The 18,958-nt window shown below is 59.2% G+C and carries 13 protein-coding genes; 4 read left to right on the top strand and 9 right to left on the bottom strand.

Annotation, left to right across the window (positions count from 1 at the left end):
* Window positions 1-82: 82 nt before the first annotated feature.
* Complete coding sequence (gene psaA / locus GFS31_RS13830; RefSeq protein ID WP_198805371.1) at window positions 83-2,347, bottom strand: photosystem I core protein PsaA; 2,265 nt, start codon at window positions 2,345-2,347, stop codon at window positions 83-85.
* Window positions 2,348-3,056: 709 nt separating this feature from the next.
* On the opposite strand from psaA, the gene GFS31_RS13825 reads away from it, so the two are divergent.
* On the top strand, window positions 3,057-4,490 hold the full coding sequence (locus GFS31_RS13825) for an extracellular solute-binding protein (RefSeq protein ID WP_198805370.1): 1,434 nt from the start codon (window positions 3,057-3,059) through the stop codon (window positions 4,488-4,490).
* Between the two features lie 2 nt (window positions 4,491-4,492).
* Window positions 4,493-7,405, top strand: coding sequence for a GGDEF and EAL domain-containing protein (locus GFS31_RS13820; RefSeq protein WP_198805369.1), 2,913 nt, complete (start codon window positions 4,493-4,495; stop codon window positions 7,403-7,405).
* 27 nt (window positions 7,406-7,432) lie between these two features.
* On the opposite strand, the gene GFS31_RS13815 is transcribed toward GFS31_RS13820, so the two are convergent.
* The 7 genes from GFS31_RS13815 to GFS31_RS13785 all read right to left on the bottom strand — a co-directional run bounded on the left by GFS31_RS13815 (window position 7,433) and on the right by GFS31_RS13785 (window position 16,446).
* Window positions 7,433-8,023 carry an HdeD family acid-resistance protein gene (locus GFS31_RS13815; protein WP_198805368.1) on the bottom strand — a complete coding sequence of 197 codons (591 nt, stop codon included), beginning with the start codon at window positions 8,021-8,023 and terminating at the stop codon, window positions 7,433-7,435.
* A 90-nt stretch (window positions 8,024-8,113) separates the two neighbouring features.
* Window positions 8,114-8,464 (bottom strand): hypothetical protein, encoded by a 351-nt coding sequence (locus tag GFS31_RS13810; RefSeq protein WP_198805367.1) that lies wholly within the window; start codon window positions 8,462-8,464, stop codon window positions 8,114-8,116.
* A 126-nt stretch (window positions 8,465-8,590) separates the two neighbouring features.
* Window positions 8,591-9,643: a succinylglutamate desuccinylase/aspartoacylase family protein gene (locus GFS31_RS13805; RefSeq protein WP_198805366.1), complete on the bottom strand. Its 1,053-nt coding sequence runs from the start codon at window positions 9,641-9,643 to the stop codon at window positions 8,591-8,593.
* 99 nt (window positions 9,644-9,742) lie between these two features.
* Window positions 9,743-10,279 carry a DUF924 family protein gene (locus GFS31_RS13800; RefSeq protein WP_198805365.1) on the bottom strand — a complete coding sequence of 179 codons (537 nt, stop codon included), beginning with the start codon at window positions 10,277-10,279 and terminating at the stop codon, window positions 9,743-9,745.
* A gap of 234 nt (window positions 10,280-10,513) precedes the next feature.
* Complete coding sequence (locus GFS31_RS13795) at window positions 10,514-13,753, bottom strand: efflux RND transporter permease subunit (protein WP_198805364.1); 3,240 nt, start codon at window positions 13,751-13,753, stop codon at window positions 10,514-10,516.
* A gap of 142 nt (window positions 13,754-13,895) precedes the next feature.
* Window positions 13,896-15,281, bottom strand: coding sequence for an efflux RND transporter periplasmic adaptor subunit (locus tag GFS31_RS13790; protein WP_198805363.1), 1,386 nt, complete (start codon window positions 15,279-15,281; stop codon window positions 13,896-13,898).
* A gap of 193 nt (window positions 15,282-15,474) precedes the next feature.
* On the bottom strand, window positions 15,475-16,446 hold the full coding sequence (locus tag GFS31_RS13785) for a metal ABC transporter solute-binding protein, Zn/Mn family (protein ID WP_225907422.1): 972 nt from the start codon (window positions 16,444-16,446) through the stop codon (window positions 15,475-15,477).
* A 205-nt stretch (window positions 16,447-16,651) separates the two neighbouring features.
* Between GFS31_RS13785 and GFS31_RS13780 the strand changes: the two genes are divergently transcribed.
* Together GFS31_RS13780 and GFS31_RS13775 are read left to right on the top strand one after the other, a co-directional pair.
* Complete coding sequence (locus GFS31_RS13780) at window positions 16,652-17,428, top strand: metal ABC transporter ATP-binding protein (RefSeq protein ID WP_198805362.1); 777 nt, start codon at window positions 16,652-16,654, stop codon at window positions 17,426-17,428.
* The gene (locus tag GFS31_RS13775; RefSeq protein WP_198805361.1) at window positions 17,418-18,335 is read left to right on the top strand and encodes a metal ABC transporter permease; all 918 of its coding nucleotides are present in this window, start codon (window positions 17,418-17,420) and stop codon (window positions 18,333-18,335) included. Before GFS31_RS13780 ends, GFS31_RS13775 begins: the two co-directional genes overlap by 11 nt.
* Before the next feature lie 19 nt (window positions 18,336-18,354).
* Here GFS31_RS13775 and GFS31_RS13770 read toward each other — a convergent pair whose 3' ends face one another.
* Window positions 18,355-18,891, bottom strand: coding sequence for a phycobiliprotein lyase (locus GFS31_RS13770; protein ID WP_198805360.1), 537 nt, complete (start codon window positions 18,889-18,891; stop codon window positions 18,355-18,357).
* Window positions 18,892-18,958 lie beyond the last annotated feature (67 nt).

Here is an 18,958-nt window from a genome sequence, read left to right as displayed (position 1 = left end):
TACGACATTTGAGTCATGTTGCGGCTGGTAGGGGCGCTGGGCCGAAGCTTTCGCGCCCCCAGGAGATTCCATGACGAGAAACCTAGCCCACCGCGATGATACGAGCCAGGAAGAAGGCCCAGGTGGTGGCAATGCCTCCGAGGAGGTAGTGAGCCACACCCACCGCCCGACCCTGAGTGATGCTCAGAGCGCGAGGCTGGATGGCGGGAGCCACCTTGAGTTTGTTGTGAGCCCACACAATGGACTCGATCAGTTCTTGCCAGTAGCCGCGACCACTGAACAGGAACATGAGGCTGAAGGCCCAAACGAAGTGGGCACCCAGGAACATGAGGCCGTAGGCGGACAGGGCGGAACCGTAGGAACCGATCACCTGGGAAGCCTGAGCCCACAGGAAGTCGCGCAGCCAACCGTTGATGGTGATGGCGCTTTGGGCAAAATTGCCACCCGTGATGTGAGACACGGTGCCATCGGGGCTAACGGTACCCCAAATGTCGGACTGCATCTTCCAGCTAAAGTGGAAAATTACGATGGACAGGGAGTTGTACATCCAGAACAGGCCCAGGAACACGTGGTCCCAACCGGAAACCTGACAGGTGCCACCCCGACCGGGGCCATCGCAGGGGAACCGGAAACCCAGTTCGCCTTTGTCGGGCACCAGACGAGAGCTGCGAGCGTACAGCACGCCCTTGAGAAGAATCAGCGCCGTCACGTGGATGGTGAAGGCATGGATGTGGTGCACCATGAAGTCGGCGGTGCCGAGGGTCATGGGCATCATGGCCACTTTGCCAGCCACCGCAATCACATCGCCACCGAAGATGGGGCTAACCCCAGCCAGGGCGTTGGGCGCGGTACCGCCAGCGGCGGCGGCGTGGAAGCTTTGCACCCACTGAGCAAAGATGGGCTGAAGCTGAATGGCGGAATCCGAGAACATATCCTGGGGACGGCCCAGAGCCCGCATGGTGTCGTTGTGGATGTACAGACCAAAGCTGTGGAAGCCGAGGAAAATACAGACCCAGTTGAGGTGGGAGATAATCGCATCGCGGGAGCGGAGCATCCGATCCAGGGCGTTATCCATGTTCACGGCGGGATCATAGTCGCGCACCATGAAGATCGCGGCGTGGGCCGCAGCCCCCACAATCAGGAAGCCGCCAATCCACATGTGGTGGGTAAACAGCGACAGTTGGGTGGGGTAATCCGTCGCGATGTACGGATAGGGCGGCATGGCGTACATGTGCTGCGCCACGATGATGGTGATGGAACCGAGGATGGCCAGGTTCACCGCCAACTGGGCGTGCCAGGAGGTGGTCAGGTTCTCGTACAGGCCATCGTGGCCCTTGCCACCAAACAGCAGGGGATCACCCTTGTGGCCTTCCAGAATTTCCTTCATGCTGTGGCCGATGCCCCAGTTGGTGCGGTACATGTGGCCCGCAACGATGAAGAGAACCGCCAGCGCCAGGTGGTGGTGAGCCGTATCCGACAGCCACAGACCGCCCGTGACGGGGTTGATCCCACCCTTGAAGGTGAGGAAGTCGGCGTAGACGCCCCAGTTGAGGGTGAAGAAGGGCTTCAGACCCTCGGCAAAACTGGGGTACAGATCCGCCATCAAGCTCTTATTCAGGATGAACTCGTGGGGCAGGGGAATATCCTGCGGAGCCACGCCCGCATCCAGCATTTTGTTTACAGGCAGCGAGACGTGGATTTGGTGCCCCGCCCAACCCAGACAGCCCAGACCAAGCAGGCCCGCCAGGTGGTGGTTCATCATGGATTCCACGTTTTGGAACCATTCCAGCTTGGGAGCGGCCTTGTGGTAGTGGAACCAGCCCGCAAACAGCATCAGGCCAGCCATCACCAGGGCACCAATGGCGGTGCAGTAAAGCTGGAAGCCGTTGGTAAAGCCGGAGGCCCGCCAGAGCTGGAACAGACCAGAGGTAATTTGAATCCCCTGGAAACCGCCGCCCACATCGGCGTTCAGGATCTCTTGGCCAAAGATGGGCCAAACGACCTGGGCGCTGGGCTTGAAGCCCGTGGGGTTGGTCATCCAGGCTTCGTAGTTGGAAAACTTAGCGCCATGGAAGTACATGCCGCTCAGCCAGATAAAGATGACGGCTAGGTGACCGAAGTGCGCACTAAAGATCTTGCGCGAAATATCTTCTAGGTCACTGGTATGACTATCGAAATCGTGAGCGTCAGCGTGGAGGTTCCAAATCCAAGTGGTGGTTTTGGGGCCTTTAGCCAAAGTCCGATCAAAGTGTCCGGGCTTGCCCCACTTCTCAAAGGAAGTAGGCACCGGATCCTTGTCAACGATGACTTTGACCTTCGCCTCCCGCTCGCGCGGGGTAGTTGTCATGGAGACTCTCCTCTCTCTAGACAAAAGCAAACAGCGAGCATCATATCGCCTTGGGGGTCACTATACCCTCGGCCCTGGGGCCTGTCGGTATAACCGCTCCTCGGACGGTGATTGCTCTTGAGCATTATAGTCGCGTAAATTGACGGTTCTTGGCACAGGTTAACAATAATTCAACCTGCGGAAACCCTTGATTTGTGGGCATTCCAAAAATCCTTTGATCACAAAATTGAACTCAGATATAGGGGCTATTAACAAAACTCAATTAAGTAGCGAGTTTTTGGGCCGATTGATTCTCGAATAGGCACTTTTTGTAAATAAATGTTAACTATTCGACACGGGAACCCCTTGGCTAGGTGCTGAATAGGCGTGGGAATGGCCCACCGGAGTGGGGGTGTGGGGGCAAAGGGAGCAGCCATCGTGATTTTCGATGGTTGGGATCGGTATTCTTCAATGAAGAACAATCGAGAAATGTAACGATCTGTGACACAGCGGGGCTTTCTCTGGGCATGTTCCGAGTTCCTAGGGGTTCTAATGGGAGAACAGCCTTGGAGTAGGGTCGCTATCCTGAAGCGATTGCCCCTGACGGTGGGAAAATTGGAGCTGGGGGCAGGGCTGGGCGGTAGCCTTCGTGCCTGTGAGCGGCTCTCCCATGCCGAGCCTGCTGTCTTGAGATCTACAGCCTAGGATCATCGTTACAAGGTCGCTTGCCATGCCAGATCCCTGGGATCGTTTTGGGGCTTTTCCCCGTCGGCACCTGCTGAAGCTGGCGCTGGCGTCGGGTTTGCTGCCCAGCCTAGCGACAAGTTGTCATCCGCCTGCTCTGCCTCCCGTGGTTGATGAGCCCGAGGAAGACTCTACGCAACCCAATGGGGAGATGGGGCGGCAATTTGCGGGAACGGCGCTGCATCTCTTGTTGAATGATCATCCCTGGACGACCGGACTGCGCCCCCACTTGGGCGAGTTTGAGGCGATAACAGGGATGACCCTGAACCTTGAAGTGGTGCCAGAGTCGGACTATTTTACCGAGATGGAAGCGGCTCTCCATCGCGAGGGATCGGATGTTGATGTGTTCTTCTTGCCGATGGACTCCACCGCCTATCGCCTCTGGCAAAGGGACTGTCTCCAACCCCTGACCCCTTTCATCCACGACCCTACCCTCACCGCCCGCGACTACAACCTCTACGATTTTCCAGAGGGCTTTCGGCAGACGGCGATGTTTCCCCCCGGTGATGAGGGTGCTGCGTTGTTTGGGATCCCGGCCACGGTGGAGGTCTACATCCTGTTTTACAACCAGCGACTGGTCAATCGCTTTTTGGATGGGCGAGTGCCCCAAACCATGGTGGAACTGGTGCAAGCCGCCAGCCAAATCAATGCCAGCGGAGAGGCGGTGGGCATGGTGCTGCGGGGTGTGCCCGCCGACACGATTATTGATACGGTGACGGGGGTTGTGCTGAATGAGTGGGGCAATGATCCTACGCCGCTGCCCTTTAACCTCTGGTTTGACGGCGACTGGAGCCGCCCCCGCATGACCGACCCGCGTATTGTGGCCGGGTTGACCACCTATGCCAACCTGATGCGGGCTGGGCCACCCACCATTAAACAGATGGACTGGGCCGAGGCCACCGACCTGTTCCGCGCTGGAAAAGCCGCCTTTTACATTGACGCCAGCCTGTTTGGCCCCAGTTTTGAAGATCCTGTCACCTCTGCCATTGCTGGAGATGTGGGCTATGCAGGGCTGCCCCTAGGGCAGGGCCAAAGCCTGACGGGCCACTGGCTTTGGGGGCTAGGAATCCCGAAAACATCACCCCAGCCCTCGGCGGCTTGGTTATTTATCCAGTGGGCAACCAGTGCCGCCATGGAGGCCAAAATTGCCGTAGCCACCGGGGGGGCACCGCGCTTTTCCAGTTGGTTGACGCCGTCGGTCTACACCGAAGCCATGGATCTGAACTACGCTCTGACGGTGCAAACAGCGATGCGGACATCGCGCCCCACCGTTGTCTTGCACCCCCAGTGGAACCGGGTGGCGATGGCCATTACTAACGCCATTCACCGTATCTATGACGGCGAAGATCCCCGCATCGCTGCCGATCAACTCCAGGCTACAGCCCTGCAATACCTGGCCCAGGCAACGGAGGTGCGATGAAGATGGCTTGGCTCTGCCGATATATGCCCAAAACCATTCGCGGTCAGCTACGGCTGGGGTTTGGGGTGATTTTGATTCTCCACGGCCTGAGTGCAGTGATTGGCTACAGCAGCTTGCAGCGGCTGCGCTACCACAGCCAAACCACCCTCAACCAGGCTCACCAAGTGCGGGAACTGAGCCTGCGGCTGCAACGGAATTTTCTGCTGGCCCGTCGGGCCGAACGGGAATATTTTGATCGCTGGCGACAGGGGGAGGATCCCCGGCGCAGTCAGCACTATATCGAAACCAACGAGCAGTATCTAGCACGGGCAAGGGAAAACCTCACCGATCTGAAGGAATTAACCGCAAAAGACGCCGATTTTGCCCCCTCCTTTGCGCTTTTAGCTGCGCTCTTTGAAAACTATGAGATGGCCTTCCAAGGCACCATCCAGCAGGTGAGCGGCGATGGGGTTCACCACAACCTCTACCCCAAGCTGCGGTCGCTGGCCGAGGCGATAGCCGCGACCGAAAACCCAACCCTAGAGGTTCAGTTGTGGCAACTGTTGGCTCAGCAGCAAGCCTACATGAGTACCCACAACCCGGCCTACCTCAGCGATCTTCAGCGCAGCTTAGACCAGGCTGATCGGGCCCTGGCCCAACCCCTTGGGGCGGGGTGGACGGCGGAAAACCGAGCCCTTGCCCAGACCTACCTGGCAAGTATGAGATCGCTGCTGCTGCTAGACCAACAGGTGCAGGTGAGCCGCATTGTATCGAGCAATATCAACCGCGACATTGACCAAATTCTGGACGAGATCGGCCAGCAGGCCCAGGAACGATCAGACTATGCCCGCCAAGCCCTGGCTCGCACCGCTCACCAAAGCAGTGCGGCTCTGGTGGTAACGGCCCTGAGTGCCCTGGGCCTGGCGGTGGGGGCCAGTGTGCTGCTGGGGCGGCGGATTATCCAGCCCCTCGATCAACTGGTGGCGGCGGCAGAACGCATTGCCCGACAAGATCTCGATCAGCCCCTGGAACTGACCGGGGAGGACGAATTTGCAGCGGTGGCCGATGCCTTTAACCATATGGCTACCCAGGTACGATCTACCCTGGCCAACCTAGAGCAGCGGGTGGAGGAACGCACCGAAGCCCTGGCCCAGGCCAACCAAGCCCTTCAGGAACAGACCCAATCGCTAGCGGTGGCGCTGCAACGGTTGGGCCACAGCGAAGCCAACTATCGCCTGCTGGTGGATCATCTGCAAGCGGGGGTGATCGTCCATGCGCCGGATACCACCATCACCATGTGCAATCGCATGGGGTCGCAGCTCCTAGGATTCCCTGTGGAAGACATTTTGGGCCAAGGGGCACTGGAACCCACCTGGCCCCTGATGGACGAAAGCGGCACCCTCATTCCGGTGGAACAGTATCCGGTCAACCGAGTCTTGGCGACGGGGCGACCCATGGAAAATCAACTGGTCGGCATTCGTCATTCTGAACAGCCCGAGGACTGCACCTGGGCCTTAATCAACGCCTTCCCCACCTTTGATGAACAGCAACAGATTAACCAAGTGGTCGTCACCTTTATTGACATCAGCGACCGTAAACTAGCCGAAGAGGAACTACGCCACCAAGCCCTCCACGATGCCCTCACCGGACTCCCCAACCGCACCTTGTTCACCGAACGGCTTGATTGGGCGCTGGAGCGGGCCAAGCGCTACCCCGATCAGCAATTTGCGGTGCTGTTTATTGATCTCGACCGCTTCAAGGTGATCAACGACAGCCTGGGCCACCTGGTAGGGGATCAGTTGTTGATTCAGATTGCCCAGGTATTGCTGCGCCACATTCGCAGTGCCGACACCGTGGCCCGTTTAGGCGGGGACGAGTTTGTGATTTTGCTGGAATCCATTGCCACCGTCACCGAGGTGATCCAGGTGGTCGAGCGCATCCAAACCGACATGAAAGCCCCCTTTACGGTGATGGGGCACACTATTTTCACCTCTGCCAGCCTGGGCGTGGCCCTGGGCAGCCCCAAATACCAGCGGGGCGACGACCTGCTGCGCGACGCCGACAATGCCATGTATCGAGCCAAGGCCAGGGGGCCGTCCTCAGACTACGAAATTTTCAACCCTGCCATGCACGAAAGCGCAATCCAGCTTTTTGAAATGGAAACCCACCTGCGCCAAGCCCTAGAACGGCAGGAATTTGTGCTGCACTATCAGCCTATTGTGCATTTGGCCAGCCAAACCCTGGTGGGCTTCGAGGCTCTGGTGCGCTGGCAGCATCCCCAGCGGGGCCTCGTTGCCCCCATCGACTTCATCCCTCTGGCCGAAGAAACTGGGCTGATGGTGCCCCTCAGTGATTGGATTTTTGAAACCGCCTGTCGGCAGATGGCCACCTGGCAACAACGGCGATCTTCGACCCAATCCCTGCGGGTGAATGTCAACGTTGCCGCCGCCCAATTTGAACAGCCTGAATTTCCTGACTATGTTGCCGCTATGCTGGGGCGCACCGGGCTGCCTGCCACCAGCCTGGGCCTAGAAGTCACCGAAAGTATGCTGCTCAGCCACGGAGAATTGGTGCTAAGTACCCTATCCACCCTGCAACGGATGGGCGTCAGCATCAGTATTGATGACTTTGGTACGGGCTACTCGTCCCTCAGCTACCTCAAGCGGTTTCCCATCGACACCCTCAAAATTGACCAGTCCTTTGTCGAAAATATCGACATTGACCACGATGACGTCAGTATCGTCACCGCCATTATTCAAATCGCCAAATCCCTCGGTATGGCGGTTGTGGCTGAAGGTGTGGAAACCAAATTCCAAGCCCAGCGCCTGCGGGAACTGAACTGCGACGCCATCCAGGGTTTTCTCGTCGCTCGATCCCTCACCGCTGACCAGGCCGAAACCTTGATCCAAACCTACGCAGCTGTCTCCAGTCGCTAGGGTAGAAGGGACAGGGGGATGAGTGGCTTACTCGGCATCGCTGACCGCTGGGCTAGCCGGAGAGTCTGCCATGGCTTTTCGGGCGGCGAGGGCCGCAGCCAGTAGGGACATCCCGCTAAATAAAATGCTGATACCGACATAGGTGCCAATGAACCAGAAGGCGGTGGAGGGCCAGCCATTAATGACTAAGATCCCCAAAATGAGGGTGATAATTCCGTTGAGCACCACCAGCCAGGACATCGACTGCCCTACCCGATTGGTAAATCCCATCCCAATGGTCGTGATACCTTCAGCAATGAACAAAATGCCAAAGCTGAGGGTGAGGATAGCAACGCTTTTTGTAGTATTAAAAATGATGAATAGCCCTGCCAAACTGTAGAATAGCCCTACCACCAGTGTGAGCCAGCGTCCGCGCACAGGATCGGCCTGAAATGACTGGATAATCATGATGATGCCGCTAATCAGGCTGATCCAGCCCAGCATAAGGACGAAAAAGGCAGAGGCGAACAGAGGTGAAAAAATAGCTAACGTTCCCAGAATCACCAGCACAATACTCAGGCCAATCACCCAGTTTGTGGCTTTTTTGATTTCTGTTGGGGGCAGCAAATTTGCAGACATGGCGATATCCTTATAGTCCAGATTATCCAGGAAGTTGAAGCTAACTATAGCGGTTTCCTGAGCTGATGAAAAACTGGATCCACGCTGTTGCTAGGAACGCGCAGAGACCTTTGCCAGGGTGCCCTGGGCCAGAATGATCAGGGGCAGAACCACGATTCCTAGCAGCACCCAAGACAGGACATTGCCCGCCAGGGCCATCTTCAGCAACCCCAGGGCCAACCCGCCAAATACTACCCAGCCCGAAATCAGAATCCACCACGGGGCCAGCCCACGGGACAGACGGCTGTAGGCCATGCCCCGCTGCTCGATGCGGCCCATCACATCTTGGCCAGAGGGCACTTGATCTAGGTTGAGCGGTGACTGATCCGCCGGGATTTCGATGGAGTACTCCTCCGGCTTTTGTTCGGGGAGGTAGTCGTTAAAGTCGTTGGGGTCGGCCATGGGTTGCACATCACAGAAAGGGATAGCCAGTAGGGTATCAGGTTGCTGCCCTTCCGGTGTAGATTGTTCGGGCCACCGTCTTGATTGGGAGAGCGAGGAAACTGAGATCCTGCGGTCGTTCTCCGGTTAATCCTGGCGATACAAAATTTGCATCACCCGCGAACCGGGTTCACAGAGGGCATCCCGTGCCACAATGGCCACAACCCCCGCTACGGGGCTATGATACTCGGCCACCACATCCCCAAAGGCATTGAGTTGAAGGGCTACCCGCTGCTCTTGCGTGACTGGGGCGTTGAGATCCACCAGGAGTTCCAAAAATCCGCCCTGGGTGGCCCGAATAGATGCCATGGCATTACCAAAAACCGCGCCCCTATCGGCAGCGGTGCGACCCAGGGGGCCAGGGATTACCCCGTGGTGCTTGAGGACGTTGAGGCTGCCCTCCACCGCCCGGTCAATTTTGTCGGCATCAAAGCGTCGAGGGGGGCCAATTTCCACGGTCATGGCTGGAATCCCGGCGGTGACAAAGGCGGTCTCCAGGGTACCGTCGATCCCTGGGTCATCCATCACCTGATCGACCGGGAACAGTTCCGCCATCTGGCGCACCGCTGGCTGGCGCAAATCGGCGTAGAGAAAGAGGGTGAAGTCGCTGCCTGTGGTGACGGTGTGATAGTCCATCGCCAGATCCACATTGGGCCGAAACAGCCGATTCCACAGCAACCCCGCATGGCGGCTGGGGGCGGTGTCGCCCTGTTCATCCCCAGGCCATAGGCGGTTGGGGTCGTAGGAGGTGCCGCCCCCTTGGGCCGTGGGCCACCAAGACTGGGTATATTCCACCGCCGGACGCGATACCCCCAGGGTCGCCAAGACCGAACCCGCCATGGTTGACGGGTCTAACTGCGCCATAATCCGCTGCACGGCCCGAAAGGAACTCACCTCATCGCCATGGACTCCCGCCACCAAGCCCACGCAGGGGCCAGGGCGATTCCCCTTTGCCACCATCACCGGGACGTACCAATGCTGCCCGGTGCCCATCTGCACCCCCTGAAAGTAAAAGCGATGGGTTCGGCTGGGCTCCAGATCCGCCACGGCCAGTTGGCTGACGACGGCAATGCCCTGGATTTGGTCGTTGGTGTACTGGGTTTGGAACGATGGGGGGGACAGAGGAAAGGTAGAAGTCATGGCTGAAAGGCGGGAACAGCGAGGGAGATGCAGGGAGAGTTCGACTGGGCGGGGAGTCCTAGGGGCAGTTGAAAGGGGACGGAGGGCGTCCAGCGGGGGTTAAAAGCGAGATCCGGGCTGCTTGAGAAACTCAAGTTCCTCCTCGGTAGAAGCCCGTCCCAGGATGGCATTGCGGTGGGGATAGCGGCCAAATCGGTCAATAATGGCCCGATGTCGGCGCTCAAAGTCTAGGTTGTCGGCAGGGGTATGCTCCTGAAACAGGGGTTCGGCCTGGGCGTGGATGGGCTTCGACTCGCTGTGCATGTAGGGCATGAGTAAGAAGGCACGTTCCATTGGATCGGCCAGATCGGCCAGGGCTCCGGCGGCTACGGCCTCCTGGGCTAGCACCAGCGCCATGCCGTCCTGGGCAAAAGCCTGGGGGGTCTGGCGATAGATATTGCGAGAAAACTGGTCGAGGACGATAATTTCCGCCAAGCGTCCGGCAGCGGTGGCCCGCCAAGGCCATAATTCTCCCGCCGCCGCCCGTTGCAGGAGATCCCAAAAGCGTTCCCTGAGCTGGGCATCGAAAGCGGGATCCGCTGCCCACCATTGCTGGGGCTGAAGATCTTTGAACCAAAAGGTCAGCACATCATCCATAGGGTTATCCACCGTGTGATACCAAGTCCTGATTAGATTTCCTCGATTTCCCAGGGGCGTATTGCGACCCATTAAGGCGGCCAGAGCATCGCCAAGGGTTGGGTAGAGCCACAAATGCACCCTCTATGTAGGCCAAAACCGCCATAAAGCACAGTAGGTTGGACATTGTCCAACCTACCGTATGTTCTCGCCTCAACGAAGGTTGACCACTAGGGGAATAGCGATGCCGGAGGTCTAGGGCAGGGGCAATTCCGCTGGGGTGATGGGTTCGGGGGGATCGAGGCGCTTTTCTACGGTTAGGACTTCGCCCCGGCCTCGGCCCCGGCCTAGATCGCCGTGGAGCAGGGTGTAGAAGCAGGGGATGATGAACAGGGTCAACACCGTGGCCAGGGAGAGGCCGGAGAACACCACCACGCCCAGGGGTTGCAGAAATTCTGAGCCTTCGCCGATGCCTAGGGCCAAGGGGAACAGGCCCAGTACCGTGGTGACGGTGGTCATCAAAATCGGGCGCAGACGGCGGGGAGCCGCTTGCAGAATCGCCTGCTGGCGGGAGCATCCGGTGTCGTTGTAAATCTGGTTGGCCAATTCCACCATGATGATGGCGTTGTTGACCACGATGCCCACCAGCAGCACGGCACCCACCACCACGGTTGCCCCAATGGCGGTTTGGGTCGCAAATAGGCCCAAAATCCCCCCCGCTAGGGCTAGGGGAACCGTCAGCATAATCACCAGCGGGTCGATCAGGGAGTTGTACTGCACCGCCATCACCACAAACACCAGGAAGGTGGCCAGGGCACCGAGGACGGCGAGGGACTGCTGAAGGCCATCGTTGGTGGCGGCGGCGGCACTGGGCAGACGGGTGACGCCGGGGGGCAGTTCCAACTGGTCAAAGATGGCATCGGCTTCGGCCAGGGCGGCACCGAGGCTGGCCCCTTCGGAGAGGCTACCCGCCACCAGAAACACCTGCCGTCGGTTGATGCGCTGAATTTCCCCCGGAGCGGGGGCGAGGGCTACGGTGGCAATGTCGCCCAGTTGCACCCGCTGTCCGGTGCGGGAGACCAGGGGAATATCCAGCAGTTGGGCCGATTGCTGCACAGTGCCGGGGGTGAGCTGCACCTGGATATCCACCAGGCGATTGCCCCGCTGAAGCTGGGTGGGTACTGATCCATTCAGCGCCGTTTGAATCGTCGCCCCCAGATCCGTGGCCGAAAGGCCCAAGTCCGTCGCCCGCCCCCAATCGGGCAAGATTTGGAGCTCATCCTGGGGCGCTTCACCGTCGGGGCGATAGCGGGCGAGGGTGGCTTGCTCACCGAGGGCCGCAACCAACTGCCGTCCGGCCAGGGCCAGGGCTTGGGGATCGTCACCCTGAAGCCCCAAGTCCACATCGGCCCGCACCGGGGAATTGCTGAGCACCAGGCCGCGCACGGTTTCTTGGCTAACCCGAATCAGGGTGCCCACCAGGGGCAGTTGGCTCAGTTCGCGGTTGACTCGCTCCACATAGGCGGCGGTGTTGCTGCCCGGTTGCAGGCTGATGGTGCTGCTGCCGCGCAGGGGGTTGGCGCTGGTGTTGCTGCCAAACAGGAAGCCCCCCGCCGTGGTGAAGACGTAGGCCGTTTCGGGCTGGGACAGCAGCACCTCATCCACCGCCTGCATCACCCGCCGATTGGCCTCCACGGTGGTGCCCGCTGGAAATTGGACGAAGACACGGGCTTGGCCTGTGTTGATGCTGGGCAAAATTTCCTGGGGAATGCGCTGCACCATCCACAGGCTGCTGCCGCCAAACACCAGCAGGGCCAAGGCAATCACCCAAAGGCGATGGCGCAAAACGTGACCCAAAAAGCGGCTGTAGCCCAGGGTAACGCCCTCCAATTGCTGGTTAAACCACCGAAACGGCCCCACATTTTGCAGTGACGGGGTGGGGCGTCCCATCAACATCCGGGCGGATAGGGCCGGGACGATGGTGAGGGCCACGGCCAAGGACGCCGCCACCGAGAAGCTGACGGTCAAAATCAGTTCGTTAAAAATCAGGGAAATGAAGCCGCCAATCAGCAGAAAGGGCAGCACCGCCACTAGGTTTGTCGTTGTCGAAGCTAGGAGTGCGGATTCGAGTTCGCGGCTACTGGCCTCGGCTTGGAACAGGGCTTCCTGCTGGCGAAAACGGCCCTTCAGGGGGGAGCGCTCCATCATTTCGGCCCGCTGGGCAATGTTCTCCAGCATGACGATGGAGTTATCTACCACAATACCCACCCCCAGAGCCAAGCCGCCCAGGCTAAACACATTCAGCGACAGGCCAAACAGCCCCATCATGATCAGAGCGGCTAGGGACGCCAGGGGAATCGCCAGCACAATAATCAAGGTTTGGCGCAGGGAACCCAAAAATAGCAGCACTGTAATCGCCGCCAGGGTGGCCCCGGTTAGCCCCGCGACGGCCACATTTTGGATGGAATTACGGATAAAGCGCGACTCGTCTAGGGTGGCGGTCATGTCCATGCCGTCGGGCATTTGGCCTGCCTGCTGCATTTCCGCTAGCTTGGCCTTCACCCCATCCACCACATCCACGGTGTTGGCGGCGGGCTGCTTTTGCACACTCACCTTCACCGCTGGCTGGCCATTGAGGGTGACAAATACCCGCTGTTCCTCGGTGTCGTCCTGAATGGTGGCCACATCCCGCAAAAACACCTGCCGGGGCGGGTTGGTGCCGGGAACGGTAATCGGCAACGTTTCCAGTTCCGCCGCCGAGGTAAAGCGTCCCACCAGTCGGGTCAGGGTTTCCGCCTCGCCCCCCCGCAGTCGTCCGCCGGAGACATCCTGGTTGCGCTCCCGCAGGGCCGCAATCACGTCATTCAGGCCCAAACCCACCGCTTGCAGCCGAGGCAAATCCACATTCACCTGCACCTGCTCCTCCACGCCACCGGAGACATCGGTGTTGGCCACTCCGGGCACCTGTTGCAGTTCCCGCTCTAGTTCCTCTTCGGCAAAGATCCGCAGTTCCTGGGAACTCAGCCGATCCGAGGTCAGCGCCATTTCGTAGACCGGAAGCTGGGAGGGATCAAACTTGAACAGGCGCGGTGTTTCAACACTGTCGGGCAAAGTGCCACGGGCGCGGTTTAAGGTTGCGGTGGCGTCGTTGAGGGCTTGATCGATATCGCCGCCCGGTTCAAAAAACAGGTCAATACTGATCTGGCCTTCGCGGGTTTGGGAATAAATCTGCACCACCCCTTCCGTCGTTGCTAGGGCTTCTTCTAGGGGGCGCGTCACCTCATCCACCGCCACCACGGGCGACAACCCCGGAGCGCTTCCCCGCAGACCAATGCGCGGATAGGTAATTGACGGCAGCAAATCCACGGGCAACTGGCTGGTGATGAAAAAGCCCATCACAAACACCGTCAGACCTAGCATCAGGGTGCCAATGTGCCGCCGAATCGCCAAGCCGCTGATGCTAAAGCGTTGGGGAGAAAGGGGAGATTGAGTCATGGGAATGGGGTCGTGAGAAGTCGGGAGTCAGGAGTCGGGTGAATGGTAGGGTGGGCAAGGCCCGCGATAGGATTCCAGAATCTCAGGTAGAAGCAGGGCTTCAAGGCTGACAGGCCGGACGCCTGCCCTAGCTTGGAGCATCCTAATCCGATAGCAAACTGGGCTGCACGGTGGCCCCTGGGGTAATGGGTTGGCCACTACGGACAATATAACGATCTCCGGGAGAAAGCCCAGCCAGAACCGTCACTTGGCCGTCGCTGCGTTCACCGATTTGCACCGAACGAGGGGCCGCAACGAAGACATCACCCTGGGGCTGGAGGACAAAGATTTGGTTTCCTGGGGCACCGCCTTGGCCAGTGGCTTGACCGTTGTTTCCCCCTCCCGATGGAGCGCTACCTGGCCCACCACCGGGTCGGCCACCCTGGCCTCCCCCCTCGCCCACGGAGAGGGCGCTTTCGGGTACCAAAACAGCGTTGGTGGTCGTTCCTAGCCCCGTCACCCTGGCCAGCAGACCGCTACCGATGCGGCTACCGGGGTTAGGCAGGGTAATTTCTACGGGCACTAGGCGAGAGGTACGGTCGGCCAGGGGCGAAATGCGCGTCACTTGGCCTCGGAAGGTTTCCCCCGGCAGGGCGTCGATAGTCACGGTGGCGGATTGGCCCAGGCGAACATCGCTGAGGTTGCGGTCGGCCACCTCAATCACCACCACCACCTCGGAGAGGTCGCCCAAGGTCAGCACCGCTTCTCCGGGGCGCACCAAATCCCCCGGTTCCACCACCCGCTCTAGCACCACGCCGCTGAGGGGGGCGGTGAGGTTGGCAAAGGACAGGCGCTGGCGGGTTTCTTGCACAATGGCCTGCTGGGCCACCACCCGCTGCCTTGCCGCCGCCACGGATTGCTCACGGGTGCGCACCTGTTCCTGGGCGGAGGTAAGCGCCTGTTGGGCACCGCCCAGGGTGGTTTCGGCCTGTTCGGCGGTTTGTTCGGCGATGGCTCCCTCGTTGGCGAGGGTGCGCAGGCGTTGGGCATCGTTGCGGGCCTGTTGAAGGTCGAGGTTGGCCTGGTTGATGCGGGTGCGAATGTCTGCCAGTTCCGCCTCGGCGCGGGTAACTTCAAACTGCCGCGCCGCCAGTTCCGCTTCGGCCTCGCCCACGGCGGTTTGCAGCAGGGTTTGTTCTAGGGTGCCCACCACTTGCCCCTGGGCCACCGTGTCGCCCACGTTGTAGCTGAGGTTGAGCAAACTCCCCTCCGCCTGGGAACGCAAAGACACCTGACGAACGGGCTGGGTGCTACCCGTGTAGCTGCGGGCTTCGGCGGCGGCGGCTTGGGCGGTGGCTACATCCACCACAATCGGGCCAGCCTCCTCGGTTGATGGCTGGGGTTGGGCCAGGGCCGTAGGTTCTTGCCAACCCCGACAGCCGCTACCCAGTAGGGCCAAGGCCACTAACAAAATACTACCGAGCCAGGGCCGATGGGACTCATTTCGCCATCGCCTGGGATGCCCGTTGTCCTTGATATCTGTAGCCATACCGACGATCATCCTCTAGCCAACTGCGTCTGACCACGAATCCCCGCCGTCCTGGCTTCAGTGGGCCTCTCCCACCGCAGGGGAGATGGCTAAACTAGGCGACGGCGGCGAGACTGTCTTCACTTTAGTTTACGTTTCCTAAAAACATCTCTATCTCGCAGTAGAGACAGGGGCCATGGGGACTGATGCAGGGCTACGGTTCCGTCACCGTGCCGCCTAGGTTGGTGACAATGGCCCGGGTATTGGCGGCCATCATGCGTAGATAGCTGTCGCCCTCGCTGCCCGGTTCACCGATGGAGTCGGCGTAGAGTTCTTGATCGGCTAGGGTGACTCCGGCCTCCTGGGCTACGGTGCGGATTAATTGGGGGTTGATGGTGGTTTCGGCAAAGATGGCGGGTACGCCCAGGTTGCGAATCACCGTCACCAACTGCTGCACCGTTTGGGCGCTGGGCTGCTCCTCGGTGCTGAGGCCGATCAGGGTTCCAGCTACGGTCAGGCCGTAGGCGTTGGCGTAGTACTGAAAGGCGTCGTGGGTGGTGACGAGCTGGCGTTGGGCCGAGGGAATGGTGGCAGTTTGGGTTCCAATCCAGTCGTGCAGTTGGTTCAGTTCTTCGATATAGGCGGCGGCATTCGCCCGGAAGGTTTCCGCCTGGTCGGGATGTAACTCGATCAGCGCATCCCGAATCGCCTCCACCATGGGCACGGCGTTGCTAACATCGCCCCACACGTGGGGGTCGGGGACGGTACTGCCGTTGTCTTCCAAATCCAGGGGCGGCACCACTTCGCCCACGGCCAGTCGTTGGGCATTGGCCCCCGCCGCATTCAGCAGCCGAATCAGACCCGGCTCTAGGTTGTAGCCGTTGTAGAGAATCAAATCGGCCCGCTCAAAGGCAATGCTGTCGGCGGGCACAGGCTCATACACATGGGGATCGGCACCGGGCTGGAGGATGCTGGTCAGTTCAATCTGGTCGCCGCCAATCTGATCAGCCCAGTCGGCAATGATCGTACTCGTCGCGACTACAGCAGGTCTGCCGGAGTCATCCCCAGCGGCGACATTCCCTCGCTCGGCGGAGTCGCAGCCCATCAATCCTGCCCCAACGACCGATAACAACAGGGCCAGGGATCGATAGCGTGGAGATTGGGAGAGGTTAACAATTCGTTGCATGGGCTACATTTCATAATCCTTTCATTTTTACGGTACACTATCTTTCATAATCGTTTCATTTTTGAAAGCTTCCCTTTCTGTCCCCTCACCCTAAATCCCTCTCCCTAAGGAAAAGGAACTTTAAAAGCTTCTAGCTCCCCTCTCCCAGGAAGGAGAGGGGCTGGGGGAGAGGGCCATCCAGACTCGGCGATCTTTGGAGATTTTTATGGCACCCCGTTCCCCTCGCATCCCCAACGGCGACGCCCAAAACGCCCCCAAAATCACCGTGGATCACCTCACGGTGAACTACCGCGATACCCAGGCGTTGCGGAACATTAACCTCACGGTGCGGCCCGGTCGGCTGGTGGGTGTCTTTGGCCCCAACGGTGCAGGCAAAAGCACGCTGATGAAGGCGATGCTGGGGCTGATTCCGACGGTGACGGGGCGCGTGACCTACGGCGATGATCTTCTGGCGCACCAACTGGATCGGGTGGCCTACGTGCCCCAGCGCTCCCAGATTGACTGGACGTTTCCGGCCACGGTGTGGGATGTGGTGATGATGGGCCGCGTGAAAAAAACGGGCTGGCTGCATCGGTTTTCGGCCACCAGTCGCCAAATCGCAAGGGATGCTCTGGATCGGGTGGGGATGCTGGACTTTCAAGATCGCCCCATCGGTGCCCTCTCGGGTGGACAGCAGCAGCGGGTATTTTTGGCCCGTGCCCTGGCCCAGGAAGCGGAAATCTTCTGTTTTGATGAACCCTTTGTGGGGGTGGATCAAAAAACTGAGGCGGTGATTTTTCAGATTTTCCATGAGCTGGCCAATGCCGGAAAAACCGTCCTGGTGGTAAACCACGATTTGGGCGAATCCATCACCAATTTTGATCAGATTATTCTCTTAAATAAAGAACTCATTGCCGCTGGCCCCCGCGAGTGGGTGCTCACCCGTGACAACATGACCCGCGCCTACGGGGGCCACATTGGTTTCTTTGGCCATGCCGCCTAGCTCGGTGTTATCCCCTACGTTGTGGCCCAGTTTGGCCCTGCTGAATTGGTTCTACGAGCCGCTGCAATTCGCCTTCATGCAGCGATCCCTCGCGGTGGCGGTGATGGTGGGCATCATTTGCTCGGTGGTGGGCAGCTACCTAATGGTGCAGCGCCTCGCCCTGCTGGGGGATGCCATTAGCCATTCGGTGTTGCCCGGTCTGGCCTTGGCCTTTTGGCTGGGGGTGAATATCTTTGCGGGGGCGTTCATCGCCGGGGTGATTAGCACGGTGCTGATCGCCTGGATTCATCGACGGTCGCCCATCAAAGAAGATGCCGCCATGGGCATTGTCTTTTCGGCCTTTTTTGCCCTCGGCATTACGTTAATTACGACGATTCAAAAAGACAACAAAATCGACCTGAATCACTTTCTCTTTGGCAACATTCTCGGCGTTACCCCCGGCGATGTGCGAGATACCGCCATCATTGCCGCCTTAGTGCTGTTGGCGGTGGCTTTGTTCTATAAAGAATTACTGTTCTATAGCTTCGACCCCCTCGGTGCCCAGGCCAGTGGCTTGCCCGTGGGGCGGCTCAACCTTGGCCTCATGGTGCTGATTGCCCTCACCGTGGTGGCCAGCATGAAAGTGGTGGGGGTAATCCTCGTCCTAGCGCTGTTGATTACCCCTGGCGCAACGGCCTACCTGCTGGTGCCCCGGATGCATCAGGTCATGGCGCTGGGGGCAGGCATTGGCGTCATTTCCAGCCTTAGCGGCATGTACCTCAGCTACTATTTCAACCTACCCTCTGGCCCCGCCATTGTGCTGGTGGCCTCTGGGTTCTTTGTCCTAGCATTTTTCCTCAGCCCCCGCCACGGATTGCTCACCCAACGTTCCCGCCGCGCTACAGTTCCTCCCTCCTCCCGTGGGTAGCAGAATTAGTGCAGAATCCCTAACAGCGGGTTTCGAGGTATTGGCCAATCATCAGTTCTTCTCCGGCGCGGGAGATCACCGTTTGCCGAGTGCGGTAGCGTTGGCCAATCAGCCGAATTTCTTCTTCAAAGGAGGATCCGTTGTACTGGGTTTTGAGTTGCAGGGTGCGGTTATCGCGGAAGGTGTATTGGGCGGTGACGGGTTTGCTAGTGGCAAAGCCCCGATCTCGATACAGTGTGGTGCCGCGCACACCAAACAGGGTGCTGCCCTTGACAGGCTTTTTGCCTGTGCCCACATAGTTACTTTCCCAGGATACGGCGGTGCCACAAATGAGCGGCGTGTTGGGGCCGATCTGGTGCAGATCGGCGAGGTGCAGCAGTTGGGGATGCCCCGGCTCCAAAAAATCAATGGTGATTTGGCTGATTACCTCCTGGGTTTCGCCGCTGCTGAGGGTGTAGTAACGGCGCTCTGACCGCCACTCCCCCGCCGTTTCCTGAAAGAATGCTGTGACGAGGGGCTCAGCAAGAATGCGGGCAGTTTCAGCGGAGAAGGGCATAGGGCAACATCCACAATGGGAGCAGGGCTAGGAAAAGCTGAGGTCAAGCAATCGACAAAAAATGAGA

Source organism: Leptolyngbya sp. BL0902 (assembly GCF_016403105.1).
Lineage (GTDB): Bacteria > Cyanobacteriota > Cyanobacteriia > Phormidesmidales > Phormidesmidaceae > Nodosilinea.
The sequence above is the reverse complement of the archived record's forward strand: the minus strand, read 5'-3'. Positions and strand labels throughout refer to the sequence as shown.

What these genes read in the sequence shown, in the direction of transcription:
- GFS31_RS13825 (WP_198805370.1), top strand. Translation starts at nt 3,057, where the DNA reads ATGCCAGATCCCTGGGATCGTTTTGGGGCTTTTCCCCGTCGGCACCTG.
- GFS31_RS13805 (WP_198805366.1), bottom strand. Translation starts at nt 9,643, where the DNA reads ATGACTTCTACCTTTCCTCTGTCCCCCCCATCGTTCCAAACCCAGTAC.
- GFS31_RS13815 (WP_198805368.1), bottom strand. Translation starts at nt 8,023, where the DNA reads ATGTCTGCAAATTTGCTGCCCCCAACAGAAATCAAAAAAGCCACAAAC.
- GFS31_RS13795 (WP_198805364.1), bottom strand. Translation starts at nt 13,753, where the DNA reads ATGACTCAATCTCCCCTTTCTCCCCAACGCTTTAGCATCAGCGGCTTG.
- GFS31_RS13785 (WP_225907422.1), bottom strand. Translation starts at nt 16,446, where the DNA reads ATGCAACGAATTGTTAACCTCTCCCAATCTCCACGCTATCGATCCCTG.
- GFS31_RS13775 (WP_198805361.1), top strand. Translation starts at nt 17,418, where the DNA reads ATGCCGCCTAGCTCGGTGTTATCCCCTACGTTGTGGCCCAGTTTGGCC.
- psaA (WP_198805371.1), bottom strand. Translation starts at nt 2,347, where the DNA reads ATGACAACTACCCCGCGCGAGCGGGAGGCGAAGGTCAAAGTCATCGTT.
- GFS31_RS13800 (WP_198805365.1), bottom strand. Translation starts at nt 10,279, where the DNA reads ATGGATGATGTGCTGACCTTTTGGTTCAAAGATCTTCAGCCCCAGCAA.
- GFS31_RS13820 (WP_198805369.1), top strand. Translation starts at nt 4,493, where the DNA reads ATGGCTTGGCTCTGCCGATATATGCCCAAAACCATTCGCGGTCAGCTA.
- GFS31_RS13770 (WP_198805360.1), bottom strand. Translation starts at nt 18,891, where the DNA reads ATGCCCTTCTCCGCTGAAACTGCCCGCATTCTTGCTGAGCCCCTCGTC.
- GFS31_RS13780 (WP_198805362.1), top strand. Translation starts at nt 16,652, where the DNA reads ATGGCACCCCGTTCCCCTCGCATCCCCAACGGCGACGCCCAAAACGCC.
- GFS31_RS13810 (WP_198805367.1), bottom strand. Translation starts at nt 8,464, where the DNA reads ATGGCCGACCCCAACGACTTTAACGACTACCTCCCCGAACAAAAGCCG.
- GFS31_RS13790 (WP_198805363.1), bottom strand. Translation starts at nt 15,281, where the DNA reads ATGGCTACAGATATCAAGGACAACGGGCATCCCAGGCGATGGCGAAAT.